Genomic DNA, 24691 nt, shown 5'->3' with positions numbered 1-24691 from the left:
CTATAGTGACGGGGATCTCATTAGTTCCTCAGGTTATTTATGGCTGATTCCTTCCCGCTGCTCTATCGCCGCCCGCGCTTGTTGGCGTCGATTGTATTTCTACTCTGCCTTGCACTTTCAACACAGGTGGTCTGGAACCTTGAGCAGAATCATCGCCACAACCTGCGTGCCGATATGGAAAATATTGCGCAAAACCATGCCTTTTTACTGCGCGATAGCCTGCGCCAAGCCCTTACCCTGAATTACTCCATGGCGACCCTGGTGCGTTTGAGCCAGGGGCAGACCACCGCCTTTGAAGCCGTAGCGCGCGACATGCTGCCCTACTACGACAGCGTGTCGCATATTAGCCTCTCGCCCAATGGGGTGATCTCCCAGGTGTACCCGCTGGAGGGCAATGAAAAATCCGTCGGTTTTAACCAGCTGGCGGATTCCGCCCAAAATAAAGAGGCCCTGCGCGCACGCGATTCCGGCCAAATGACCCTGACCGGCCCGGTGAATTTGGTGCAGGGTGGCACCGGCGTGGTGGCGCGCTTGCCGATTATGGTGGACGAGCAGGGCAGCAGCCGGTTTTGGGGCTTTGGCAATGTGATTATTCGCGTGAATCGCCTGCTGGAAACCGCCAATATCCAACAGCTCAACTCCCAAGGCATGGCCTATAAACTCTGGCGCACCAACCCCTTTGATAACAACCAGGAAGTCATCGCCGTGAATGCGCCGGAGCATTTGCACGACCCGGTGCATAAATCCTTTGATGTACCCAACGGCGAGTGGACACTGAGTATTGCGCCCATTAACGGCTGGGTGAATTGGTGGCGCCTGACCAGCGAAATTATGCTGGCGCTGGTACTGAGCGGGCTGCTCGGCTACCAGACTTTTTTGATGGCCAAACTGCAGCGCCGCAAGATCAATTTACAAACGGCGGTGGAGGAGCAGACCCGCGAACTGCTGAATGCGCGCGCGCAATTACAGGCGACGCTGGATGCCATTCCCGATTTGTTATTTGAAATCAGTGCCGATGGCGTTATCCACAATTTCCACACCCATCGCCCGGAATTACTCCTGGTGCAACCGGACGCTTTTCTCGGCAAAAAAATAGATGAGGTAGTGCCCGCCAGAATTAGCGCGCTCATTTACAGCACCATGGAGGAGGCGAGCCAACAGGGCTTTGCCAGCGGCAAATACTACAGCCTGCAACTGGCCGATGGCCGCCATGAATTTGAACTCTCCGCTGCCTGCAAGGCGGTATCGCCCGGAGCGCACAAACACTTTGTGATGATCAGCCGCGATATTACCGAGCGCCGGCTGGCAGAGGAGGAGTTGCGCGTGGCCGCCACCGCCTTTGAAGCGCGCGAGGGCATGATGATTACCGACCCGGACGGGGTGATTCTGCGCGTCAATAAAGCCTTCAGTGAGATCACCGGCTACAGCGCGGAAGAGGTGATTGGGCAAAACCCGCGCCTGCTCAATTCCGGGCACCACGAACCCGAGTTCTACGCCAATATCTGGCACACCATCATCCATGAGGGTAGCTGGAAAGGGGAGATCTGGAACCGCCGCCGCAGCGGGGAAATTTACCCCGAGTGGCTCACCATCACCGCGGTAAAAAATGGCTGTGAGCAAATTACCCATTACGTTTCCACGCTCACCGACATTACCGAGCGCAAGGAAAACGAAGCGCGCATTAACAACCTGGCGTTTTTTGACCCGCTCACCCAACTGCCCAACCGCCGCCTGCTGCAGGATCGGCTGGAACACGCCATTGCCGCCAGCGAGCGCAAAAATACCCTGGGTGCATTGCTGTTTATCGATTTGGACGATTTCAAAACACTCAACGACAACCGCGGCCACCATATTGGCGACTTATTGTTGGTCGCCGTTGCCAACCGCTTGCGCATGGCAGTGCGCGCACAGGACACAGTTGCGCGTCTCGGGGGCGATGAATTTTTGGTGGTGCTTGAAGATTTAGACTCCAATCACGATCACGCCGCAGCCATCGCCCAGCAAATTGCCGAGACCATTCTGGAGAGCCTGAATGCGCACTACACCCTGGAAGGGCAGGATTATTTCAGCACCCCCAGCATTGGTATTTCGCTCTTTGGTGACCGCCAGGTGCATATCGATGAACTGTTAAAACAGGCCGATCAGGCCATGTACCACGCCAAGGCTGCCGGGCGAAATACCTGGCGCTTCTTCGACCCGGAAATGCAGGAGCACACCGCCCAGCGCTTTGCCCTGCAACATGAAATTCGCGAGGCGCTGCAGCTGCAGCAGTTCCAACTGTTTTACCAGCCGCAGGTGGATCACACCGGCGCCATAGTGGGTGCGGAGGCGCTGATCCGCTGGCTCCACCCCCAGCGCGGCATGGTGTCGCCGCTGGAGTTTATCCCCATCGCCGAAGAGTCGGGGTTGATTTTGCCGCTCGGCAACTGGATTGTGGAAGAAGCCTGCCAGCAGCTGGTGCGCTGGAGCCAAAACCCGACCACTGCCCGGTTGGTGATTGCGATCAACGTCAGCGCGCGCCAGTTCCAGCAGCAACAGTTTGTGATGCAGTTGTTAAGCACCTTGCAGCGCACCGGCGCCAACCCACGCTACCTGAAACTGGAGTTGACCGAGAGCATGCTGGTGCATAACCAGCAGGACATCATCGCCAAAATGGACGAGCTGAAAAATCACGGCATCAAGTTTTCGCTGGACGATTTTGGCACCGGCTATTCCTCGCTCTCCTACCTGAAACGCCTGCCTATCAGCGAATTAAAAATCGATAAATCCTTTGTCAACGACATCTTGACCGACAGCAACGACGCCGCCATCGCACGCATGATTATTCGCCTCGCCCAGAGTATGGAGCTGCGCGTCATCGCCGAAGGGGTAGAGACCCAAACCCAGCGCGATTGGTTGGAAGCCGAAGGTTGTGTGCACTATCAAGGCTATTATTTTGGCAAACCGGTGGCCGCTGCTGACTTTCCGTTATAAGCAGCGCGAACTTATCCAAAAACTTGTAAAGATCCGTTGACCTCGTGGCTAAGCCCTATAGAGCAAGCTAACCTCTGACAACGGCTGTGGAGAGCAGCCGGGGCAATACTTAATAACAAGATAAGGTCACAACAACCATGAGCCATTCCGAAGACCGCCGCGCCCTGTTGCGCGGCGCTGTTGCCGGTGCATTGGGGCTATCCAGCCTTGCGGCACTGGGAGCAGAATCTACATCACCCAAACCGTCCTCATCCACCACCGGTTCTACGGCGCTGAAAGGCAACATTCATCACTCGGTCGCACGCTGGACCTTCGATTTCCTCACCCTTGAAGAACTCTGCCTGGTAGTCAAACGCCTGGGCTTTAGTGCGATCGATCTGATCGGGCCCAAAGAGTGGCATATCCTCAAACAGCACGGTGTGGATTCGTCCATGTGCAATGGCGCCGAGCTGAATCTGGAGGATGGCTGGGGCGATAGCCGCTTTCATCAGCCGCTGATTGAACGCTACCGCGAACACATCGATCTGGTGGCCGATGCGGGCTATAAAAACCTGATCTGTTTCAGCGGCAACAAACGTGGCATGGACCCGGAAGAGGGGCTAAAACACGCGACCAAGGGCCTGAAAAAAATCCTCGCGCAAGCCGAAAAACGCGGCGTGGTCCTGCAAATGGAACTGTTCAATAGCAAGGTGAACCACCCGGATTATTTCGCCGATAACTCTGCCTGGGGTATAGAGCTGTGCAAGCGCCTGGACTCGCCCAATTTCAAGCTGCTGTACGACATCTACCATATGCAAATCAGCGAAGGCGACATCATTCGCACTATCCAGAATCATCACCAATACTTTGGTCACTACCACACCGCGGGTGTGCCGGGACGCAACGAGATCGACGATACCCAGGAGCTGTACTACCCGGCCATAGTGCGCGCTATTCAAGCCACCGGTTTCAAAGGCTATGTGGCACAGGAATTTATGCCTAACCGCGCCACCACCGCCGAAAAAATTGAATCGCTGCAGGCAGCCATTCGCATCTGCGACGTCTGATCCTAATAAGAGGTATATCCATGTCTACACAACATTTTGATGCCATTGTGGTTGGCTCCGGCATCAGCGGCGGCTGGGCCGCTAAAGAACTCACCGAAAAAGGCCTGAAAGTGCTGCTCCTGGAGCGCGGGCGCAATATTGAACATATCAAAGACTATGTAAACGCCACCAAAGAAACCTGGGACTATGAACATCGCGGTCGCCCCACCCAGGAGATGAAAGACAAACACCCGGTACTGCAGCGCGACTTTGTGCTCAACGAAGAAACTCAGGGCATGTGGGCGAACGAGCAGGAAAACCCCTATGTGGAGAAAAAGCGCTTTGACTGGTACCGCGGCTATCACGTGGGTGGTCGCTCACTGTTGTGGGGCCGCCAAAGCTACCGTTACAGCAAGCAGGATTTTGAAGCTAACCTGCGTGAAGGCGTGGCTGTTGACTGGCCGATCCGCTATGAAGACATGGCCCCCTGGTACGATTACGTCGAGCGCTATGCCGGTATCTCCGGGACCAACGAAGGCTTGGAACAATTGCCAGACGGCCAGTTTTTACCGCCCATCGAACTGAATATTGTGGAAAAAGATGTCGCCGCACGCATCAAAAAAGCCTATGGCGGCAAACGGGTGATGATCAATAGCCGCACCGCCAACATCACCCAGCCCAAGCCGGAACAGGGTCGGATCAACTGCCAATATCGCAACAAGTGCTGGCTCGGCTGCCCGTTTGGCGCTTATTTCAGTACCCAGTCATCCACCCTGCCAGCAGCGATGAAAACCGGCAACCTCACCCTGCGCCCCTTCTCCATCGTGAGCCAGGTGCTCTACGACAAGGACAAAAAGCGCGCGCGCGGTGTAGAAGTGATCGATGCCGAAACCAACCAAACCTACGAATTCACCGCCAATGTGATTTTCCTCAACGCCTCCAGTTTTAACTCCACCTGGATTCTGATGAACTCCGCCACTGACATCTGGCCCGGCGGTTTGGGCAGCAGCAGCGGCGAGTTGGGTCACAATGTGATGGATCACCACTTCCGCGTGGGTGCCAGCGGCGTGGTGGAAGGCTTTGAGGACAAGTATTACTACGGCCGCCGCCCCGCCGGTTTTTATATCCCGCGCTTCCGCAATCTGGGCGATGAGAAGCGCAATTACCTGCGCGGCTTTGGCTACCAGGGCTCTGCCAGTCGCGAGGGCTGGGATCGCAACGTCGCCGAATTAGGCATAGGTGCCGGTTTAAAAAATGCCCTGGCCGAACCCGGCGCCTGGACAGTTGGCATGACCGCCTTTGGTGAAATACTGCCGCATCACGACAACCGCATTTACCTCGACCGCAACGTCAAAGACAAATGGGGCCTGCCGGTACTGGCGATGGACGTAGAGCTGCGTGACAACGAACTGGCGATGCGCAAAGACATGCTGCAGGACGCCGTAGATATGCTCGAAGCCGCTGGCCTCAAGAACGTTAAAGGTAGCGACTGGGGCTATGCTCCGGGCATGGGCATCCATGAAATGGGTACCGCGCGCATGGGTCGCGACCCCAAAACCTCGGTGCTCAATGGCTTTAATCAGGTGTGGGACGCGCCCAACGTATTTGTCACCGACGGTGCCGCCATGACCTCCGCCTCCTGCGTCAACCCATCGCTGACTTACATGGCACTCACCGCCCGCGCGGCAGACTATGCCGTCAAAGAATTGAAAAAGGGGAACCTGAAATGAATCGCCGCGAACTCCTAGCCCTGATTACCGCCGCCACCGGCACTGCCATGATTGGCAGCACCGCACTGCTCGGTGGCTGCGCCACCACGGCGTCCGCACCCGCCAAGTTTTCAGCAGAAAACATTGCACTGCTGGATGAAATTGCCGAAACCATCCTGCCGCGCACCGAAACCCCGGGCGCCAAAGATGCCAAAGTCGGCCAATTTATGAGTGTGTATGTGACCGACTGCTACACCCTGGATGAGCGCGCCATCTTCCACAAAGGCTTACTCAGCCTGGAAGCCCAGTGCAACAAAACCTATGGCCGCGGCTTTATGGCCCTGCAACCGGCAGAGCGCACCGCGTTTATCAGCCAACTCGACCAGGAAGCGCGCACGACGGTCGCTGGCGGCGGTGTTCACTACTTCACTATGATCAAGCAGCTCACCCTGTTTGGCTTCTTCACCTCGGAAGTCGGCGGCACCCAAGTGCTGCGCCACATGCCCATCCCCGGCCGCTACGACGGCGCACTCGCCTATAAACCGGGTGATCGCGCGTGGGCGACACGTTAAAACTCCTTTATTCCCATATAGTCTTTTTTGTTCAATGCCCCGCTCAGCAATTGAGCGGGGCGGTTTTTCCCGCTAGACTGGCGCGAAAAATTACAATCGTAATTATTTCCTGACCTAGTTCCCTAACCCCCCTACCACCCAATCCACGATCTTTTTGTGATGGAGCATTCTATGCGCTTGTTTCTAAAAGGAATTGCCAGATCGGTAGTATTCCTGTCATGCCTGTTATCCGCCAGTTTTGCCAGTGCTTTGCATGTTGATACCAGTATTGTGGGCGATAAAGCCTATTTCCTGTTTTCGGCACCCAACAAAATCGCCGTGTACGACATGGCGCAGCAGAGCCAGGGCGCGGACATTACGCTCAGCAAAATCCCGACCGCCTTTGCGATTGAAGGTAATACTGCCTATATTGCCTATCACCGCGAGCTGCGCGCGCTCAACCTGACCACCGGCAACAGCGAGTTTGTGCGCAACAGCAGCACCGATATCATCCGTATAGTGCCGCTGGATGATTACCTCTATGTCACTGAAACCGATGGCACCATCAGTGTTATCAACAAGCAGGGGTTTGCGCTGTTGCAGAGCTGGTCGACCTGGTATTCCTCTGGTCGGGCGCAGGTGGGTTCTAGCGTTAACAAGGCTATCTACACCCGCTCTGAAGGCATATCGCCCTCAGATATCAACAAATTCATCATCGCCAACGATGGCCAAATCAGTAACGCCATCGACAGCCCTTATCATGGCGACTACCCCGGTGCCGACCGATTGTTCCTCAACCAATCCCAGTCCAAAGTCTATGACAGCGCCGGGATTGTGTATTTTGCGGCTGACCTAACCTACGCCGGCAGTTTGGCGGGCAGTGTGGATGACTTAACTTTCAGCGGTGACAACCCGATTGTGCTGCGCAATACCAGCCTGACCCTGTTCAACGCCGGCAACATAGAGCAGGGCGTTATTGACCTGAGCGCCAAACCTGACCTGATTGCAGCCCATGGCGACCGGGTTTTTACCTTTACCCTCAGCACCAGCGGCGTAACGGCAAGTTCAGTGGATATTTCCGGCTTTGACCTGCCCGAACCGGGCGAGCCGGTAGACCCGACCGGTTTGGCCTATACCCCCGAGGTGGTGGTGAGCGATGCCCAGGATCTGGTGTATTTGGTCGACCGCGAGAGCCTGAGCGTGTTTCGCTGGTCGCGCAGCCAACAAAAATACCTGACCAGCTGGCCGCTACTCTCGGCGCCGACCAGGGCCAGCTATTCGACCGCCCATCAGCGCCTTTATCTGGCCTACGCCGATGGCAAGATCACCTATATCAGTAGTGCAGCCGAGACGCCCCTGGAAGTGCATTTCACCAGTTTGCCCAGCACCCCCAGAGGCCTGCTCGCCGCCGATAATTACCTTTTTGCGACCGATGCTTCTGGTGCCTGGGCAACCCACTACAGCTTTGGCGCCAACGGCAACCTGCTGGACTCCAAGGACTGGGCCTATATCGGTCAGCAATATGTCTGGAACCCGGTGACCAAACGTGTGTATTTACACCGCGATGACACCTCGCCCAACGATTTGGTCTGGCGCGAGCTGGATACCAGTACCGGTATGCTGGGCGGCGATGGCGACTCGCCCTACCACGGCAGCACTATCAATACGCGTTACCCGCTGGTGGTTAGCAGCGACGGTGAGTATCTACTGAACGGTGCCGGCCAGATCCTCAGCGCCTATACCGGCACGCTGCTCAATGCGCTGTCCAACTCAATCAACAGCGGGGTGTGGATTGGCAGCCAGCTGATCACTATCGGCAACCAGAATAGCCTGCAATTTTGGGAGAGTAACTTCTCCCTGGAATCGAGCTTCCCTCTCACTGACGCCACCAGCGCGATGCTATTTAATCTCAACAATCGCTTGATGCTGGTGAAACAAACAGCCACTGGCCCGACGTTTGCGGACTACGACATCAACAACCTGCCCGACGCCGATGAAGATGGCCGGAACGACCTGCAGGATAACTGCGTAAATGCGGAAAACGCTGATCAGGCCGACTACGATAGTGACGGTTTGGGCGATGCCTGTGACGAGGACGATGATGACGATGGGCTCGCCGATAGTGTCGAACTCGAGCTTGGGCTGAACCCCCGCAATGCAACCGATGCTGATGGCGATCTGGATGGCGACGGTTTCTCCAACCGGGTAGAAACCTTGCTTGACTCCGATCCTAAAAATGCTGACTCAGTACCCAATGCACTGACTTTCTACAGCCAGAACTTTGAACAGGGCTGGCCGACCGGCTTTTACAACTCCACTGGTAAATTACCCTGGACGATACAGCCAGGCGGTGTTGGCGGCGGCTATATGTTGCAATCAACACCCTTCTCCAGCGCCAGCCAATCCAGTGAGGTGTCCTTCACCAGTCTCTTCGATACCGGCCAACTGTCGCTGAAATTCAAATTCAACGGCAACAACTACTACACCTATCAGTTTGAAGTGCTGGTAGATGGCAATGTGCGTTACAACAGCTACGGCCAGAGCGAATGGAACTCCATGAACCTGGAGTTGACTCCTGGGGTTCATACCATCAGCTTCCGTGTAAGCGCCGACTACCTCTGGGGTAGCGAGGGTCAAATCAGCTTCAGTATCGATAACCTGATCTTTGACAAGGATGATGACAGTGACGGCTATGCCAACACTGTTGATAACTGTCCCGCCCTTTACAACTGGTGGCAAACTGATAGCGACAAAGATGGCGTAGGTGATGAGTGCGACAATGACCCCTACAGTAAAGACACTGACGACGATGGTTATGGCGATGTGCGGGATAACTGCCCTGACATTGCCAACCCCGATCAGGCCGATAAAGACACTGACTACATAGGTGATGCCTGCGACCCAACCGATGACCGCCCGGCGGACACTGACGGTGATGGTCGCTACGATATGTGGGACAACTGCCCACTGATTGCCAACCCTGATCAAGTCGATCTAGATTGGGACTACAAGGGCGATGTCTGCGATGACGATGTGGATGGTGACGGCATCAAAGGCATAGAAGAAGCTAAATACAGCTTTTTGAACGACCGCAACTACAACGATGCCGCGCTGGATCAGGACGGCGATGGTGCAAACAACCTCATGGAAATCAATTCCGGTCACAACCCCGGCCAGGCGACTAACTTTCCGACCATTGACCTGTTTGATTACTACCTACTTGGCGACCTGAACTACAACTTTAAAGATGTTGAGGGAGTTATCTCCACCACCCAAGTACGCAAATCAGCTACCGCAAATGAATTTGTGATGACCAATAGCAACGGCTACACATCTAGCATGGAACGCCGTGCCGACGGCATTTATATCAAGTCAGCCAGCTACAGCAGCGCCCCTGATTATCGCTACACATACAACAATTGGATCGTGGTACCAAAATCGCTGAAACTGGGTGAAACGCGCGCGAGCACTGCCAGTATCAGAGTTGAGCGGAACTCAGACTCCAGCCAGATTGAGGAGCCACGCTTTAACCGCAGCATTCAATTGATTGAAACCGGTAAACACAATTGGAAGGGTAAAGAGTACGACTCAGTTACCCTCGAATTCAGCGACTCGGAACTCGGCGTCAATGGTTACAGTTATAGCTATCGTGTTGTCTACCTCAAAGGCTTGGGCAGCATTGGCGATGGCTACGCGACCCTGGAAAGCGCCACTCTCACCAACATCGATAAACCCGCTCCACCGGCAAACACCGGCGGCGGTAGTGGCGGCGGGGGCGGCGGTAGCACTACACTTCTGCTATTGGTGATGCTGCTGTTGCTGGCTGGTTATTCGCGCCAGCGTCAAATCAACCGCTAAAACACTGTTGGCGTTACAAACCACACCCAGCGTGCTGGTTTGTAACGCAACTCGCATTTTTCTCATATATATCCGTTTTGTTTCCCCGGCAGATATTGCCAAGCCAGTAGCGCAGGCGTAAATTCAGCCTCCCGCTCAAGTGTTTCTGAAGTCCTGTTGTAGATCGCTGTCCACGGGCAAACAATAACAATAAAACTGCGTATCTTTACTGGAACCGTTGTACTTTCCTCAGATTGCAGAATGGCATCTCGGTCAATCCGTCCTCTTTATTTCAATAACTAAGACGAGATTGTAACTATGAAAAATATCACTTCTGGCACCGCTCAACGCCGTGTCAATTTTACCCGCAAGCTACTGGTCAGCACCCTGGGTTTACTCGCCAGCGGCTCAGTGTTGGCGGCTGCTACCGGCGGTTTTTCCACTACCGATGGCGGCAATGTGTCGGGCGCCCAGTCTTTTAACGCCTCCACCCACACCCAAATCCAGCAGATTATTGAAAATGCAAAAGACGGCGACTACCCGGTCATCATCACTTACACCGGTAATGAGGATTCGCTGATCAATCAAATGATTCGCGACCACACTGTGGACTCCTCAGGCAATTGCCCCAACCCGCGCTGGAGTGAGGCCTACCGCAAAGTGGAAATTAAAGAATTCACCCGTGGTATTACCATCCAAGGCGCCAACGGCTCCTCGGCAAACTTCGGCATAGTGGTAAATAAATCCAGCAATGTGATTGTGCGCAATATGAAAATTGGCGCACTCGCCGGTGCATCCAACGATGCCGATATGATTCGTATCGACAGCGGTGTCAACGTGTGGATCGATCACAACGAATTATTTGCGGTTAACAACGAATGTAAAGGTTCACCGGATGGCGACCTGACCTTTGAAAGTGCGATTGATATTAAAAAGGAATCGCAAAACATTACGGTGTCCTACAACATTATCCGCGACAGTAAAAAAGTCGGGCTGGATGGTTCCAGCAGCACCGATATCGGCGGCGGTCGCAAAATCACCTTCCACCACAACATCTATCGCAACGTCGGCGCGCGCCTGCCGCTGCAGCGCGGTGGTTGGACGCACATGTACAACAACCTCTATGACGGCATCACCAGTTCGGGCATTAACGTACGCCAAAATGGCTATGCGTTGATTGAGAGCAACTGGTTCCAAAACGCGGTAAACCCCGTGACCTGCCGTTTTGATAGCAGCAACTGCGGCAAGTGGGATTTGCGCAACAACAACATCCGCAACCCCGGTGATTTTGCGACTTACAACATCACCTGGACCAGCGGCGGCACCATCGACGCCACCAACTGGACCACTACCGCCCCCTTCCCGATTAGCATTCCCTACAGCTATTCGCCCGTTACCCCCCAGTGCGTAAAAGACAAAATCGCCCAATACGCCGGTGTGGGTAAAAACGGCGCGCAGTTGACCGCCAGTGCATGCAGTGGCGGCACCACGTCATCGGTGTCGTCGTCAACACCATCCAGCACGGCGAGCAGCTCCAGCAGCGCCGCCGCATCGGGTTCTATCAATCTCTCAACCAGCGTTTCAGGCACCAGCGTTAACCTGAGTTGGTCAACCAGCAACCTCACTACCGCGTCACAAGAGGTGTATCGCGATACCGACTCCAACCCCAGCGGCCGTGTACGTATAGCGTCACTAGCCGCCAGCGCACGCAGCTATACCGACAGCACCGCCAGTGCAGGTACTTACTATTACTGGATCAAAAACACCACCAACGGCGTAGTCACTAACTCCAATGCGGCAGTGGCGACTATTGGTGGCACCAGCAGCTCCAGCTCATCAGCAGCTAGCGGTGCACCGGTATTAAGTGGCACAGGTGATTACCCAAGTGGCTTCTCCAAATGTGCTGATCTGGGCGGCACCTGCTCCGTCACCTCCGGCGACGGCTGGGTAGCTTTTGGTCGCAAAGGCAACTGGGTACTGAAGAAAGTCTCGGTACCCGGCTCCATCGCCTGCACCGTATCCGCATTTGGTTCAGATCCACTGGGCAACCCCAACAAGTGCTCTTACAAACGCTAATTATTTTTTAGCGCGCTAAAAACAAAAAACCGATCTCATAAGGATCGGTTTTTTGTTCTTGTATCAGGAAATTTTTCACCCTAGCCGGTATGGAGCTTGGCTGAATACAGGGAATTAATCATTTTTATTACTGGCATTACTCTCTTTATTGCTCGCACTGTAAGCATCAACCGTCTTCGCTGCAAAATGATTTACTCTGATCTTCAATTTCCGCGACATGTTTCGTTACTTTTAATAAGAGTCTGCAAGTATCGCTTGCTCCTCTTTTAGATATTCTTCTGGCAATTCGCCACAGTAGGGATAAAAATACATTTCAACTGGGAGCCGTAATGTCGCGCTTTTCTGCAAATTTTTAGCGCAGCGGAAAACTTGTCTGACAGCAGCGTTTGTTATAAGTAATTAACCAGATCATTGGCATTCACTACCTCTGTATTTACACCTAAATGAACATAGCAAGCTTTAGCTTTCTTAAGGAAGTTAATATCCTTCGATATCAGCAGCGTAGCACCAGCAGCGTTTCTCACGTGCATTAAATCGTTGTTTGATGCCCTAAATCTGTCTTTTTTCTTTTTAGTGCTTGTAAAGTCGTCTGCATAATATCCTGCCCAGTTCATTAACGAATAACACCTAGCAATTTGATTATGAACAGTGGCATCAAAATAGTCTGACCAATTAAAATTATTATTTTCGGATGCAAATAAATCATCAATTTTATTAATAACTAGCTCTTCCGGAAGATTCTCAAGCTGAAGTGCTTTTAACTTTTCAAGATCTCTGAGCGGCTTTGGGCCAAGTTCCTGTTGCCCCTCTAAATCAATAGCAGACATTTTTGATGCAGCTTCCAACTGCTCTGCTATTTGAGCTTGTGCAGCTTTTTTTGCTTCAGCCCCACCCAGCTCAGATGGAGCTATATTATCAAGCTCTTGCTCTGCACTCTTTAACATTTCTGTAATAGCATGCTTGAGTTGAGAATTTAGTTCTTCAAAACTCTCCTCAATTGGAAGACCAGAAAATTTTCTATTAAATTTATCGAATGCCGTAACAACATTATTTATACCACTAATTTCATTGTCATTTTCATTATTTAAAAAATCCAGCCAAACTAGACTAGGATCCTTTACGCTTAGCTCTGTTGTGATCGGAGTTATATATGCTCCTCTCAACTCAGATAACAACTCAATATGCTCCTGCCTATATTGCTCCTTCGGAATCTGAGCTATTTCTTGAAGATGAGTTTCTGAATAAATGAGGCGAATACCATCTTTATAGAATAATTTCTTTATTTTTCTCAGACCTTCATCCTCTGATTCACTCAGCTTTCGCTCTCTTAAATCACTTAAGGTGTTTTGATCAAGATAAATGTACGAGTCCATATTCTTTACCTCTAACATTCACATACCGCCCACACTCAACATCTCTATTCACGTAATTTGAAGCCTCCATTCTCAACCCCTTGGGCGATAAACGAAATAACAGCAAATAACATCTTTCTCTAGCATGGCAAATTGCGCATGCGTATTTTTCAGTGAGCCGGTGCGCGTTACTGTTCCGGGCGTTTGGGTAAGGCTTTGAATATATAGGCTATAGGTTTATTCGACCAGAGCATTTTGTTCGTCAGGCAGCAGCGAACAATGACCGGTGGCTGCGGTTGGGATTGGAACAACTTGCAAATCTGGTCTAAGGTTAATTACTAGCCCATGGGGTTAATTAATAAGAAGGAGAAGGTTATGTTGGTGAATATTTCGGTTCCCAAACGCTTGGGGGGCGGGTTTGCGCTGGTGACGCTGACGTTTTTGGCGCTGTTGGTGTTTGTCGCTTATGCCTTTCATACCGAGCATGCAACAACCAAATTGATTTTGAATAATTATGTGCCGGGTACCAGTACCCTTTATTCCGCCGACCGGGATTTGCAACAGGCGCTGGTGGCGGAACGCACGCTGATTGCCACCGACCCGGCGAGTGAACAATTTAAGACGCTGTTGGGCGAGCATGCCGAGAATAAACAACAGGCGCGCGAGCGGGTAGATCAGTTTTTTAGTTTGATAGAGGACAGCAAACTGACTGAATTACGCAACACCTACACCGGCCTGCGCGATACCTGGGAGGCGAGTACCGATCAGGTAGTGGCGATGGTGCAGCAACCTGATGCCGAATCCCGGCGGCGCGCGTTGGAACTCAGTACGGGTAAAGCGGCGAATGACTTTGAAGCTATGCGCAATGAACTGGATTTAATGCAAGAGCGACTGGAGCAGATCCTCGCGAGCAAACAGCAAGCGGCGGTGGAAAATTTTGAAAGCACTTCACTCACTATGTTGATAACTGCCGCAATCGGAGTGCTGCTAGCGATTGGCTTATCCATCGCGCTGTTCCGCAGCATTACCACACCACTGCAAATTGCCGCCCATGCAGTGCGCCAGCTCGCGGAGGGTAATTTAACCTTTCGCAGCCACAGCGACCGGCGCGATGAGTTTGGCCAATTGCTGAACGCGATGAATGAATCCATGGTGCGCCTGTCGCAGACAGTGACCGATATTCTCAATACCTCCGATGCGCTCACTAACGCTTCCACCCAAGTATCGGCAACCACACAAAGTTTGAGCCAAGCAACGACTGAACAGGCGAGTAGCGTGGAAGAAATTTCAGCGTCGCTGGAACAAATTTCCAGCTCGGTAAAACAAAATGCCGACAACGCGCAAATCACCGACAGCATTGCTGCCAAAGCGGCGCAACAAGCAGCGGAAGGCGGCACCACCGTATCCAAAACAGTTGATGCCATGCGTTTGATTGCCGAGAAGGTGGCGATTATTGATGACATCGCCTACCAAACTAATTTGTTGGCCTTAAACGCCGCGATTGAAGCAGGGCGCGCGGGTGAACACGGGCGCGGTTTTGCCGTGGTAGCAAGTGAGGTGCGCAAATTGGCCGAACGCAGCCGGATTGCGGCGCAGGAAATTGATGAATTAACCGCAGGTAATGTGCGCCTGGCCGAGCGCGCCGGTGAACTGTTAATTGATATGGTGCCGGCGATTACCAAAACCTCGGATTTAGTACAGGAAATTTCAGCCAGTTCGCTGGAGCAGTCGAGTGGGTTGTCGGAAGTCAATTCGGCGATGTTGCAAATTAATCGCGCGACCCAACAAAACGCGGCAGCGGCGGAGGAATTGGCGGCAACGGCAGAACAAACCAACGACCAATCGCTGCACCTGCAACAGTTGATGTCTTTCTTTAAAGTTGCATAGGGAATCGCAGACCAGCGCAGCTAATCCACGCTGTTGATTGTTATGGATACCCGCGTTCGCGGGTATGACGAGAGATGAATATTGCAGAACTTGCCCGCTGGCGATTTGCGCCAGTGGGCAATATTTTTAAACCTTAATTTAACTAACTTCCAATGCGGTTTGAAATGTTTTTTTGCCGCGCAAATAACGTTTTAAACAACTCTCATCGGCCAGTACTTCTAACAGCGCCGTATTAAAATCATAAATTCGCGCATCCAAGCCTTTTTGTTCAATCGCCGCTTCAAAACCTTGGGAGTGTGCATCGGCGGCGAGCGCCACAGTTTCAATCATGCCGGTTGCTATATCCATATTCGCCGGATCGGCAAAGGATTGTTCACAAGCTTTTGCATCGGTCGCGTGAAAATTACGGCAGCGATAAGGGCGCACCGGATAAACACTGCATTGATTATTGTGCAACAGCGGGCATTTTAAATTGGTGGTGAGATGCTGCTCAGGAGTGATGCTACGAATCACGACAGCGTTTTGTTCAGCCTCTTGTATTATTTGCTGAATATTTTCAGCGCTCAGCTGTTTATGCAGGTAATCCTTGATGTTCAACATTTCATGGGCGCGCACTTCCACTTTGTAATAACAACAAAACGCACAGCCTGCTTGGCAGGCCGGTTTTGTTGGCGATTCAGCAATGGTTTTGGCGATGAGATTATCGTAGCGTTTGAACGATTGGGTAAGTGCCGTTTGAAATTGTTTGGCACCGGGCAATTGTTGGCTGGCTTTTTGAAACTCTGCCTGCGCCGTCTGTTGAAAAAAATCATTCATTAATAAAATAACTCGCTGATAAAACTTTTTAGTGGATAAACATCTCTGGGAAATAAAAACTGTTAGCGCAATCATCGCCCCGATTTGCAAAAGAGTTATAAACACGCAAATTGAATACGTATGCAACAGTCTGTTCAATTATTAATAAATGGCTTTAACTATGCCTGTGCACTCGTTATTAGGCACTCACCATTTGCCGCAATTGCCTGCTGTCTGTGCGGCGCTCTAGTGAAATAACAATAACTCTGGATAGAGCTCAGGTCACAACCATTTTTGTCGCTGCCGCAGCCGTGCAACCCACACTGTGAAATGCGATTTACGCGGATGATTTCATCCATTCTCACGCACTGTTTTTTGCAGGCCTATTTGCTTGCGGGATTCGTGCTGCCGTAACAAACAGAATAACCATAACATCTAATAACTCACTACAACTGTTACCGTTGCGCCAATATTTACTTCGCGCCCGGAGCAGGGGAGACACTACTGTGAAAAACCGTTTTTTAACCCAATTGATTTCCAAAGCGTCGTTAACCTTTACCCTCGCACTGGCGAGTATTGCCAGTGTGCAACACGCCAGCGCCGATGCCATTTTACATGCGTTTGACTGGAACTATAGCGATGTTTCCGCCAAAGCCACGGAAATTAAAAACCTCGGCTACAAAGCGGTATTAGTCGCACCGCCGTTAAAATCCAATTCGGCCAACTCTGCCTGGTGGCAACGGTACCAACCACAGGATATTCGCGTGATCGACCATGCGCGCGGCAATAAACAAAGCTTCCAAACCATGGTGAACGCACTCAACGCCCAAGGCGTGGCAGTCTATGCGGATATCGTTTTGAACCACATGGCCAATGAACGCAATGGCGCTACCGATTTCCCCGGCTCCGCCGCGATTAGCACCTACAACTCCAACACCACTTACTGGAATAATCAAAAATTATTTGGCGATTTAACCCAGGGTTTATTTGGTGGTTACGATTTTAATCCCGCCAATTGCATCAGCGATTACAACGATGTGTGGCAAGTACAAAATTGGCGTTTGTGTGGTGGCAGCGGCGACACTGGTTTGCCAGATATGAACCCCAATAGCTGGGTAGTGACCCAACAGCGCAATTATTTAACCGCGCTCAAAACCATGGGCGTAAAAGGCTTCCGCGTGGACGCGGCCAAACACATGACCGCTTACCACTTGAACCAAATTTTTACCTCCACCATTAAAACCAACATGTATGTATTTGGTGAAATTATTACTGGCGGCGGTGCAGGTAATTTGGATAACGACCGTTTCCTCAGCCCGTACCTACGCGATACTGATCATAAAGCCTATGACTTCCCACTGTTCCACAGCATTCGCAATGCGTTTGGATTCGGCGGCAGCATGAGTTCATTGGTGAACCCGCAAGCGGTAGGCCAAGCCATTGATCAATTCCGCGCGGTGACCTTTACCATCAACCACGACATTCCACTTAACGGCGGTTTCCGCAGCTGGATTATGGATGCAACGGACGAAAAATTAGCCTATGCCTACATCATGGGGCGCGATGGTGGTAAACCATTAATTTTTAGCGATACCACTGGCACCGACAGCAATCGCTGGGTTAACGCCTATAAAGCGCCGCACATTGCCGCCATGCTGAAATTCCACAACAAGGTGCAAGGGCAGGGCATGGAAGTATTGGCCCATAACAGCTGCGCGATTTTATTCCGTCGCGGTGAAGAAGGTGTGGTGGGCATTAATAAATGCGGCAGCCAACAAAACTTTAGCGTGAATACCAACAGCCGCTTCAAGTGGTATCGCAACTACCGCGATGTACTGACCAACGGCAATTTGGTCTATATCAGCAGCAGCAATTACACCTTTGCCTTACCCGCACGCGATGCGCGCATGTGGTTACCGGAATAATCTTTTCACTGCATAGGGACATGCACACTTACCCTTCCTTTCACTTGGGTGGTTTAACTATTTCCACCTAGCGGTAATAATCCTCTCCGATAATAATTTGACTATTCATCATCACTATCGCAGAGGCATCTATGTGGAAATTTCTGTTACTCCTGTCATCACTGGTTGCGCTTTCAGCGTGCAACCATCAAGCAGCTCCTAATCACACCGCAAGCAATTTCAGCAGTACCACGGCATCAACCAGTTTTAGCGGCGAACAACTGCGCATGATTGGCCGGTTTGATACCAGTACCCAAGGCAAGGCGCAATTTACCTGGCCGGGCTCCGCCATTGAATTTCGTTTCACCGGTACTGAGGCAAAAATGATGCTGGCCAGCAATGGCGATGTTCGCTTTCAAGTAGCAGTGGACGGTACCCTTCAGGATTTATGGGTAAAAAGTGGTGAGGCAACCTATACCCTGGCCAGTGGTTTAACCAAGGGCGAACACACTATTCGCCTGACGCGCTTAACCGAATCCTTTGCGCTGGTTACTGCACTGTTGAGCGACCCGATTGTTGATGGAAAATTATTACCTGCGCCTGCGGCCGCCACAAAACGCTTGTTGGTGATTGGCGATTCCATTACCGCTGGTTACGGGGTAGAGGGCGCTGATCAACATTGCAGTTATGACATGCGCACCAGCAATCAACAATTAACCTATGCCGCGCTGGCCGCCAATGAACTGGGCGCCGACTTACACGCAATCGCCTGGTCCGGTATTGGTGTATGGCGCTCCTACGGAGAAAAAAACCCGGTGAACCCCAGCATGTTAGTGCGCTACCAACGCACGCTTGCCGATGATGCCAATAGCCGCTGGGATGCAACTGCTTATCAGCCCGATGCGATATTAATTAACCTGGGCACCAACGATTATTGGGAAGGCTCGGTGAGTGATGACTATCGCGCAAATATGAAAACATTAATCGCCATGGTGCAAACGGATTTCCCCAACAAACCGGTATATTTAATTATCAGCCCCATGCTCGGTGGCGCCCAACGGGAATCGCAAAAAATTATTTTAGGTTCTTTGGTATCCAGCGGTGTAAAGCTAGTGGATTTGGGGAAAATTGAATCTGCCGATGGTTTGGGTTGCGATTGGCACCCGAATAAAATTACCAACCAACGTATGGGCAAAACACTGGTGCAGCATTTAAAAACCGATTTGAACTGGTAACAATCAATCGATAAAACGTTTGACTTGCACTGCAGAAAATATTCAGCGTCGTCAAACCTGCGAACGTAAAAAATAAAACCCGGCTCCATTGCGAAGCCGGGTTTTATTTTTGTGGATAGCGTTAATCTCCCCTAGCCCCTCTTTACCACAGAGGGGAGTCAAGCTCCTACCTTGGTAAAAAGGAGGCGGGGAGAAATTAAAAAATTATTTCGCCGCATTAACAATCGTACTGATAATGGTGGGATAAACCTGATTGCCGGTATAGCGATCAAATAAACCCATACCACCGTTGGCGGTGTAGCCATTATCCCAATAGATAGGTACCAAACCACGGGTATAAGCCGCGCGGGTAATATACTGGTTCCAGTAAACACGATAACTTTCTGCCGCTGGAATATTGGTGCGTGAAATAGCCCCGAACTCACCGAGAATAACCGCCACACCGTTATCGACAAATTTAGTTTTCATGCGCTGGAATTGATTATCCACATGCGCTTCATTGGCCCAGGTTTCTACGTTCGCCGAATTGGTGGCATTTTTACCCCACTGCCAGATGGAACTATTTTCATTCAGGGTGAAATTGTAGGGGTCGTAAAAATGCACTTCCATCATCAAACGTTTGTTAGCGGAATCGCTCGGAATAGTGGCAAAACTAATCGCGTGATCAATGTTGGTATTAAAACCCTGCACCACCAAATGACGCACCGCATTATTGCCACCCGTAGCACGCACCGCATTGACAAAGGTTTGGTTAAAACTATTTTGCACTGTGTAGTATTCAACGGTTGGCGTACCGTAATCGCCATCCACCATTACCTCGTTGGTGCCAGCAAATAATAAATAATCATCATAGTTTTTAAATTGATTGGCGATCTGCGTCCACAATTTAGTGATGCGATTATTAACATCGGTTTGATTGGCGTATTTAGGCTGCATCCAACCGCCGTCCCAATGGATATTAATAATCACATAGAGACCTGCACTTTTTGAATAATCCACCACTTGTTTCACCCGCGCCATCCAACTGCTGCTGATGTTGTAATTCGCATCGGAATACTGGGTCCAGGACACGGGAATACGAATGGTTTTAAAACCGGCCGCTTTTACCGCATTAATCATCGCTTGCGTGGTAGCCGGGTTGCCCCATGCGGTTTCACTGCCAATCGCCTCCAGCGAATTCCCCAAATTCCAACCGGCGCCCATCAAAGCCGCGAGTTGCACACTGGTGAGGTTGCGCATCGCCGCCGTGGAAGCAGTGCGCGTAGCACTCGCCGCGTTGGAGTTATAGCTTGCGCCATTGGCATTAAATTTAATCCAATACCAGTAGGGTGTTCCCGCCACGGCGGTTGAGTCGGTATAACTTCTGGTAGACGCATTTACCGTGGCAATACGGCTGCGCCCGCTGGGGTTGCTATCGGTATCGCGATAAATCTGCACACTGATGATACTGCCACTGACCGTCCAGCTCAAACCAATATTGCTGGTGCTACCGGTCGCGGTTAAACACACAGTCGCACCGCCGCCACTGCCGCAACTTTGGGCGCTGGAAAAGGGCGAAATACAAAACGCGAGTAAAACGAGGATGGATGAGAAAAAGGATTTCATCTTTATTATTTCCTTTTGGAGTTTTTTAATGCCCGACACTACTGCAGGTGATACATCTCCCCGGAAGCCCGGGGCCTACGCCAGGGTGAGAGATGCCAGCAGCCAGTTGCACACAAAAATCGCGCAACACTACCGACAACGACCGCGCTGAACGGTCGCAGAAATACTAAGGGTAAGTTTGACTAAAAGACCATACAAATATTACAAATAGGACTTAATGAGTGCTTTGGAAACAGCTCAAGTTACGGAAAGGAATCGCAGTCAACCGATGTTTCATTTTGAAACATGGAATTATTTTTATATATAAAATCACCCCTCGCGCGCCAGTTCGCGCCGCGCTTGCCTGATTACCTGCCAGGCCGCCGTCAATGCCAGTGAAGCCATAATCACCGCCACAATTAAATCCGGCCACGCAGTGCCAGTACCAAATACTCCGATAGCCGCAATAATTACGGCGATATTGCCCAGCGCATCGTTGCGGGTACACAACCACACACTGCGCATATTGCTGTCGCCATTGCGGTAAGCGTAAAGCAGGATCGCAACCCCTACATTCGCCGCCAGTGCCAGCAAGCCAACCAAACTCATGGTTTGCGCATCAGGCAATACGCCGGTAATCAAATTCCATGCAGCATGAATCAAAATACCAATCCCGAACAACGCCATGGACGCCGCTTTCAATAGCGCCGCTGTTGCGCGCGCCTGCACACTCATCGCCAGCACCCAAATACTAATACCGTAGTTGGCCGCATCGCCAAAAAAATCGATAGCATCCGCCAACAACGCAACAGACCCCGAGCGCAAACTGAAAAATATTTCTATCGCAAACATAGACGCATTAACGATTAACGCGATCCACAAAATACGCCGGTATTTGGGATCGGGTTTGATGGGTGGTTGGTGATCGTGGTTACAGCAGTGGGCGCCCATGGTTAACTCCTCTATATTCCAATGGAACGTTTCAATTTAAGATTCCTTATAAAAAAAATCTAAGGGTAATCGCCAATAAATTATTAATCGAACACTAGTCCACAAGATGGAGAATTGATCTGTCAATAAGCTGACAGAGACAACCTGGTTTCGCTCCCTGATTTTATTTTTCATGCAAACACTGATCGCTACTTATACTAAAACCTGATATCTCTGTGTATTAAGCAGAACCTTCACCACCAATACAAGTATTTCCTATGGAACGTCATCTACTCCGCACACTGGGCGATAATATGCTCGATCTCATCTATGCCAAGGATGAGCAAGGTCGTTTTGTCTATGCCAATTTGGCATTGGTAAATATGACCGGGGCAAAATCTGCAGAGGATATCCTGGGAAAAACCGATTTCGACCTCAACCCCCTCAACGCCGCACAAGCCTATCGCGAAGATGATCAATGGGTGATGCGTTCAGGGCAACCGCTAATGGGGCGCGAAGAACAGCTGACCGATTTCAAAACCGGTGAATTGCGCTGGCATTCCACAAGCAAGGTTCCACTGCGTGACGATGAAGGAAAAATTATTGGCATTATTGGTATTACCCGCGATATTACCCAAATTAAACAAGCGGAATTCAATGCGCGCGACTTGAACGCTGAATTGGAAAAACGTGTAGCCCAGCGCACGGCCGAGCTGAGCGCAATCAGTGCTACCCTTGAGCAAGAGCGCAACTTGATGCGCACGTTGGTCGATGCGGTGCCCGACAGTATTTTTATCAAAGACCTCAACAGCAAATTTTTGTTAGCGAATGAGGCGGTTGCCAGAGGCATGGGTACAACGCCGGAGAACTTGATTGGTAAAGATGATTTTGATTTTTTCCCTCAAGCGATGGCGCAGAATTTTTTTGATGATGAACAAACCATCGTTCGCACCAGTGAAGGATTAGTTAACCGGGAGGAGCTGGCCGTCAATAAAGAGACCGGTAATATGCGCTGGTTTCTCACCACCAAGCTGCCCGTTCGCAACGATAAAGACGAAACCGTCGCGCTGGTGGGTATTGGCCGCGACATCACTTTACGCCGCCGCGCCGAGCGCGCACTGCGTGAAAGTGAAGCACGGTTTCGCAGCCTGATCGAATTATCGTCTGATTGGTATTGGGAGCAAGATGCCGATTTGCAATTTATTGATATCGAAGACCCGAACAATAAATCCAGCTATACACGCGATGAAGTTCTCGGCAAAAGTTTAAAGGACTTAGCTGGCACTGCACTCCTATCCGAATCCTGGATTGAATACGACGACCTAGTGGCCGAGCGCAAGCCGTTTCGCGATTTGGAACTGCGCCGCGTGGCGGATAACGGTAAAACTTATTTTATTAGTTTGACTGGGCTGCCCGCCTTTGATGAAGAAGGACATTTTCGTGGCTACCGCGGCATTGGCCGCGACATTAGTGATCGCAAACGTTCAGAACAACACATTCACTTTTTAGCGACGCACGATAGTTTAACATCGCTGCCCAATCGTTTTATGTTTAGCCAGATATTAAATTTAGCGATTGATTCTGCGCATCGCTATCACCGCAAACTCGCTGTTTTTTTTATTGATTTGGATAGATTCAAAAATATTAATGATACCCTCGGCCATGAAGCGGGTGATTATTTACTCTGCGAAATGGCTGCACGCCTGAAGCAATGCTTGCGCGCAAGTGACGTGGTGGGTCGCCTCGGTGGCGACGAATTTGTCGTTATGTTGCCTGAGCCGGAAAACACCGAGCAAATAGCCACTGTTGCACAGAAAATTTTATCTGCATCGCTCGAACCCATCTATATCAATGGCCAGGAGTGTCGCGTGACAGCCAGCATCGGCATTTGTATTTATCCGGATGATGGAAGAGACGAACAAACCCTGATGAAAAATGCCGACATCGCCATGTATCGCGCGAAAGAAGAAGGCAAAAACAATTACCAATTTTATTCTCCCGATATAGAAGCCCGCTCACTGGAGCGCTTGGTGCTGGAAAATAATTTGCGCATGGCGTTAGAACGCAATGAATTTTTCTTGCACTACCAAGCGAAACGCAATTTACAAACTGGCGAAATTGCCGGAGTTGAAGCGTTAGTTCGCTGGCAACATCCTGAGCTTGGCGTTATCTCACCAGCACAATTTATCCCCCTCGCCGAAGAAACCGGTTTGATTGTCTTAATTGGGCGCTGGGTATTAAAAACTGCCTGCGCACAAAATGTTGCCTGGCAAAAACAAGGTTTACCACCGCTGTGCATGGCCGTGAATTTATCCGTGCGGCAGTTTTTTGATGAACATTTAATTCAGGATGTTGCAGATGCATTAAGTGAATCAGGCATGCAGCCAGCGTTGCTGGAAATGGAAATTACCGAAGGTATGGTGATGCAGGATGCAGAGCGCGCAATCCGCATTCTCACCGCAATCAAAACATTGGGTGTGCGCTTGGCAATTGATGATTTTGGTGTGGGCTATTCATCGCTCGCGCAAATAAAACGCTTCCCTATTGATACCTTAAAAGTGGACAGTTCTTTTATCCGCGACATTCCCCAAAACCGCGAAGACCGCGCCATTACCGAAGCGATTATCGCCATGGGCAGAACCTTGAGTTTGACCGTTATTGCAGAAGGTGTGGAAACCAAAGAGCAGGAAGCATTTTTGCGTGATCATAACTGCGATCAATCCCAAGGCTACTATTTTAGTAAACCTATCTCGTCAGATGATTTTGTTAGTTTTATGAAAAAACAAGCGGCATGCACAATTGTTTATCCGCCGATTGCTAACCTGGAATAAAC

The 24691-nt window shown here is 50.9% G+C and carries 14 protein-coding genes; 10 read left to right on the top strand and 4 right to left on the bottom strand.

The window, feature by feature from the left end; all coding sequences use genetic code 11:
* The first annotated feature begins 39 nt into the window (after positions 1–39).
* The 6 genes from D0B88_RS04255 (at position 40) to D0B88_RS04230 (ending at position 12171) form a co-directional block, all read left to right on the top strand.
* The gene (locus D0B88_RS04255; RefSeq protein ID WP_151055404.1) at positions 40–2973 is read left to right on the top strand and encodes an EAL domain-containing protein; all 2934 of its coding nucleotides are present in this window, start codon (positions 40–42) and stop codon (positions 2971–2973) included.
* A 137-nt stretch (positions 2974–3110) separates the two neighbouring features.
* Positions 3111–4019 carry a hydroxypyruvate isomerase family protein gene (locus D0B88_RS04250; protein ID WP_151055402.1) on the top strand — a complete coding sequence of 303 codons (909 nt, stop codon included), beginning with the start codon at positions 3111–3113 and terminating at the stop codon, positions 4017–4019.
* A 20-nt stretch (positions 4020–4039) separates the two neighbouring features.
* Complete coding sequence (locus tag D0B88_RS04245; protein WP_151055400.1) at positions 4040–5728, top strand: GMC oxidoreductase; 1689 nt, start codon at positions 4040–4042, stop codon at positions 5726–5728.
* Positions 5725–6279 (top strand): gluconate 2-dehydrogenase subunit 3 family protein, encoded by a 555-nt coding sequence (locus D0B88_RS04240; RefSeq protein WP_007638955.1) that lies wholly within the window; start codon positions 5725–5727, stop codon positions 6277–6279. The genes D0B88_RS04245 and D0B88_RS04240 overlap by 4 nt, the downstream gene beginning before the upstream one ends.
* A gap of 171 nt (positions 6280–6450) precedes the next feature.
* Complete coding sequence (locus D0B88_RS04235) at positions 6451–10116, top strand: thrombospondin type 3 repeat-containing protein (protein WP_191966518.1); 3666 nt, start codon at positions 6451–6453, stop codon at positions 10114–10116.
* 297 nt (positions 10117–10413) lie between these two features.
* The gene (locus D0B88_RS04230; RefSeq protein WP_151055397.1) at positions 10414–12171 is read left to right on the top strand and encodes a pectate lyase; all 1758 of its coding nucleotides are present in this window, start codon (positions 10414–10416) and stop codon (positions 12169–12171) included.
* 389 nt (positions 12172–12560) lie between these two features.
* Here the strand turns inward: D0B88_RS04230 and D0B88_RS04225 are convergent, their stop codons facing one another.
* Positions 12561–13544, bottom strand: coding sequence for a hypothetical protein (locus D0B88_RS04225; RefSeq protein WP_151055395.1), 984 nt, complete (start codon positions 13542–13544; stop codon positions 12561–12563).
* Between the two features lie 354 nt (positions 13545–13898).
* On the opposite strand from D0B88_RS04225, the gene D0B88_RS04220 reads away from it, so the two are divergent.
* Positions 13899–15410: a methyl-accepting chemotaxis protein gene (locus tag D0B88_RS04220; protein WP_151055393.1), complete on the top strand. Its 1512-nt coding sequence runs from the start codon at positions 13899–13901 to the stop codon at positions 15408–15410.
* A 138-nt stretch (positions 15411–15548) separates the two neighbouring features.
* Here D0B88_RS04220 and D0B88_RS04215 read toward each other — a convergent pair whose 3' ends face one another.
* Positions 15549–16226, bottom strand: coding sequence for a YkgJ family cysteine cluster protein (locus D0B88_RS04215; RefSeq protein ID WP_191966517.1), 678 nt, complete (start codon positions 16224–16226; stop codon positions 15549–15551).
* A gap of 485 nt (positions 16227–16711) precedes the next feature.
* Here D0B88_RS04215 and D0B88_RS04210 point away from each other — a divergent pair, with 485 nt between their 5' ends.
* Together D0B88_RS04210 and D0B88_RS04205 are read left to right on the top strand one after the other, a co-directional pair.
* Entirely contained in the window at positions 16712–18130 is a 1419-nt protein-coding gene (locus tag D0B88_RS04210) for an alpha-amylase family protein (RefSeq protein ID WP_151055389.1), read from the top strand.
* A gap of 131 nt (positions 18131–18261) precedes the next feature.
* Positions 18262–19344 carry an SGNH/GDSL hydrolase family protein gene (locus D0B88_RS04205; protein WP_151055387.1) on the top strand — a complete coding sequence of 361 codons (1083 nt, stop codon included), beginning with the start codon at positions 18262–18264 and terminating at the stop codon, positions 19342–19344.
* A 204-nt stretch (positions 19345–19548) separates the two neighbouring features.
* On the opposite strand, the gene D0B88_RS04200 is transcribed toward D0B88_RS04205, so the two are convergent.
* Entirely contained in the window at positions 19549–20949 is a 1401-nt protein-coding gene (locus D0B88_RS04200) for a glycoside hydrolase family 5 protein (protein WP_191966516.1), read from the bottom strand.
* A 309-nt stretch (positions 20950–21258) separates the two neighbouring features.
* Complete coding sequence (locus D0B88_RS04195) at positions 21259–21879, bottom strand: cation transporter (protein ID WP_151055383.1); 621 nt, start codon at positions 21877–21879, stop codon at positions 21259–21261.
* Positions 21880–22136: 257 nt separating this feature from the next.
* Here D0B88_RS04195 and D0B88_RS04190 point away from each other — a divergent pair, with 257 nt between their 5' ends.
* Positions 22137–24689: an EAL domain-containing protein gene (locus D0B88_RS04190; protein WP_151055381.1), complete on the top strand. Its 2553-nt coding sequence runs from the start codon at positions 22137–22139 to the stop codon at positions 24687–24689.
* Positions 24690–24691: the final 2 nt, after the last annotated feature.

Source organism: Cellvibrio sp. KY-YJ-3 (assembly GCF_008806955.1).
GTDB lineage: Bacteria > Pseudomonadota > Gammaproteobacteria > Pseudomonadales > Cellvibrionaceae > Cellvibrio.
This window is presented reverse-complemented; position numbering and strand designations above follow the sequence as displayed.

What these genes read in the sequence shown, in the direction of transcription:
- D0B88_RS04255 (WP_151055404.1), top strand. Translation starts at nt 40, where the DNA reads ATGGCTGATTCCTTCCCGCTGCTCTATCGCCGCCCGCGCTTGTTGGCG.
- D0B88_RS04250 (WP_151055402.1), top strand. Translation starts at nt 3,111, where the DNA reads ATGAGCCATTCCGAAGACCGCCGCGCCCTGTTGCGCGGCGCTGTTGCC.
- D0B88_RS04245 (WP_151055400.1), top strand. Translation starts at nt 4,040, where the DNA reads ATGTCTACACAACATTTTGATGCCATTGTGGTTGGCTCCGGCATCAGC.
- D0B88_RS04240 (WP_007638955.1), top strand. Translation starts at nt 5,725, where the DNA reads ATGAATCGCCGCGAACTCCTAGCCCTGATTACCGCCGCCACCGGCACT.
- D0B88_RS04235 (WP_191966518.1), top strand. Translation starts at nt 6,451, where the DNA reads ATGCGCTTGTTTCTAAAAGGAATTGCCAGATCGGTAGTATTCCTGTCA.
- D0B88_RS04230 (WP_151055397.1), top strand. Translation starts at nt 10,414, where the DNA reads ATGAAAAATATCACTTCTGGCACCGCTCAACGCCGTGTCAATTTTACC.
- D0B88_RS04225 (WP_151055395.1), bottom strand. Translation starts at nt 13,544, where the DNA reads ATGGACTCGTACATTTATCTTGATCAAAACACCTTAAGTGATTTAAGA.
- D0B88_RS04220 (WP_151055393.1), top strand. Translation starts at nt 13,899, where the DNA reads ATGTTGGTGAATATTTCGGTTCCCAAACGCTTGGGGGGCGGGTTTGCG.
- D0B88_RS04215 (WP_191966517.1), bottom strand. Translation starts at nt 16,226, where the DNA reads ATGAATGATTTTTTTCAACAGACGGCGCAGGCAGAGTTTCAAAAAGCC.
- D0B88_RS04205 (WP_151055387.1), top strand. Translation starts at nt 18,262, where the DNA reads ATGTGGAAATTTCTGTTACTCCTGTCATCACTGGTTGCGCTTTCAGCG.
- D0B88_RS04200 (WP_191966516.1), bottom strand. Translation starts at nt 20,949, where the DNA reads ATGAAATCCTTTTTCTCATCCATCCTCGTTTTACTCGCGTTTTGTATT.
- D0B88_RS04195 (WP_151055383.1), bottom strand. Translation starts at nt 21,879, where the DNA reads ATGGGCGCCCACTGCTGTAACCACGATCACCAACCACCCATCAAACCC.
- D0B88_RS04190 (WP_151055381.1), top strand. Translation starts at nt 22,137, where the DNA reads ATGGAACGTCATCTACTCCGCACACTGGGCGATAATATGCTCGATCTC.